Annotated in this window: 2 protein-coding genes; both read right to left on the minus strand. The window is 69.8% G+C overall.

Annotated elements, in window-relative coordinates; translation table 11 throughout:
* Positions 1 to 660 (minus strand): LutC/YkgG family protein (locus JT723_RS34590; protein ID WP_205048871.1); only part of this gene is annotated, 660 nt, incomplete at its 3' end.
* Positions 657 to 2153 carry a lactate utilization protein B gene (locus tag JT723_RS34595; RefSeq protein ID WP_205048872.1) on the minus strand — a complete coding sequence of 499 codons (1497 nt, stop codon included), beginning with the start codon at positions 2151 to 2153 and terminating at the stop codon, positions 657 to 659. The genes JT723_RS34590 and JT723_RS34595, both read right to left, overlap by 4 nt.
* Positions 2154 to 2155 lie beyond the last annotated feature (2 nt).

Genomic DNA, 2155 nt, shown 5'->3' on the forward strand with positions numbered 1-2155 from the left:
GCTGACCAGGATGACGTCGAGGGTGCGGGGGCCGTGGACGCCTTCGACGCGGTCGAGTTCGATGTCGCTGGTGGCGGAGGGGCCGGAGATCCAGGTCAGGGGTTTGCGCGGGTCGAGGCGTGGCAGTGCGTGGGGGAGTGAGTCCACGATCTGCTCGGGTGCGTGGACGATGCAGATGTGGTGGTCGGGGACGAGGCTGAGGATGCGGCGGCCTTGGTCGGGTCCTGTGTCGAGGACGAGGGTGCCGGTCTCGGCGATGGCCAGTGCGCAGCCGGTGATGACGGAGTCGACGGTGTCGAGTTGACGTGCGGTCAGTGGGGGTTCGTCGTCGAGGATTTCGGTGCCGGTGATCGAGGTGAGCCAGTGGTGGGGGAGTCCTGGGGGGATGACGGCGGTGCGGGAGTGGTGGTCGGCGAGGAGGCGGGCGAGGGTGGGGGCGAGGCTGTCGGTGGTGCAGCGGTGGACGTGGGCGCGGTAGTCGGCCAGGTTCTCCGCGAGGAGGTCGGTGCGCTGCTCCGGGGTGCGGTCGGCGTGCACGGCGAGGTAGGTGCGCGGGATCGCGGCCGGATCGGGGGCCGGGCGCGGGTCCGCGCCGGGCCGGTCGCCGAGGGCGGCGCGGATGCGGCGCAGGACTTCGCTGCGGCTGTCGGTGGCGGTCATCGCTGCTCGCCCTTCGTCTGCTCCTGGCGTGTCCTGCTGTGCTCGCGCCACCAGTCGCGGAAGGTGCGGGCGGGCACGGTCGGCAGGTCGCGGGTGGCGGTCCAGGCGCGGGCGGTCCTGCCGGGCAGGCGCCGCGGGTGCAGCCGCCGGGTGCCGGTGGCGGCGCGCTGGGCGAACGCGAAGGCGGCGGGGTGGCTGAAGGTCCAGGCGGCGGTGCGCAGTGCGGCGCGTTCCGCCGCGTGGCCGCGGGCCGGCTTGATGCGGACCGTGGCGCCGTCGCGGGTGGTGGTTCCGCCCTGGGTGATGCGTTCGCGGAGGTGGATGAGGATGTCGGGGATGTTGATGGCGACGGGGCAGACGTCGTAGCAGGCGCCGCAGAGGGTGGAGGCGTAGGGGAGTGTGGTGTCGATGGGGGTGGTGGTGCCGCGGAGTTGGGGGGTGAGGATGGCGCCGATGGGGCCGGGGTAGGGGGAGCCGTAGGCGTGGCCGCCGGCGCGTTCGTAGACGGGGCAGACGTTGAGGCAGGCGGAGCAGCGGATGCAGCGCAGTGCTTGGCGGCCGAGGGTGTCGGCGAGGGTGTTGGTGCGGCCGTTGTCGAGGAGGATGAGGTGGAAGTTGCGGGGTCCGTCGCCGGGGGTGGTGCCTGTCCAGGTGGTGGTGTAGGGGTTCATGCGTTCCGCGGTGGAGGAGCGCGGGAGGGTCTGGAGGTAGATTTCGAGGTCTTGCCAGGTGGGGATGAGTTTTTCGATTCCGACGATGCTGATGAGGGTGTCGGGGAGGGTCAGGCACATGCGGCCGTTGCCTTCGGATTCGAGGATGACGAGGGTGCCGGTTTCGGCGATCATGAAGTTGGCGCCGGAGATGGCGGTTTTGGTGGTGAGGAATTTTTCGCGGAGGTGGAGGCGGGCGGCTTCTGCGAGGTCGGTGGGGGTGTCGGTGAGGTGGTGGGGGGCGGGGCGGCCCCAGGCGGCCATCTGGGTGGTGAAGATGTCGCGGATCTGGTGGCGGTTTTTGTGGATGGCGGGGACGAGGATGTGGGAGGGGCGGTCGTTGTCGAGTTGGACGATGAGTTCGGCGAGGTCGGTTTCGTAGGCGGTGATGCCGTTGGCGGCCAGGGCTTCGTTGAGGCCGATTTCCTGGGTGGCCATGGATTTGACTTTGACGACCTCGGTCTGGCCGGTGGTGTGGATGATGTCGGTGGTGATGCGGTTGGCGTCGTCGGCGTCGGTGGCCCAGTGGACGGTTCCGCCGGCGGTGGTGACGGCTGTTTCGAGTTGCAGGAGGTAGTGGTCGAGGTGGGCCAGGGTGTGGTCCTTGACCGCGGCTCCTGCTTCGCGCAGGTGGGGCCAGTCGGTGAGTTCGCTGATCGCGGTGGCGCGTTTGGTGCGGATGGTGTGGGTGGCGTGGCGCAGGTTCGCCCGTAGCTGGGTGTCCTTGGTCGATTTCCGTGCCGCCTCGGGGAAGGACGGCATCCCCAGATACGTACCGCTCATCG

It is taken from the genome of Actinacidiphila bryophytorum (genome assembly GCF_016916835.1).
Lineage (GTDB): Bacteria > Actinomycetota > Actinomycetes > Streptomycetales > Streptomycetaceae > Actinacidiphila > Actinacidiphila bryophytorum.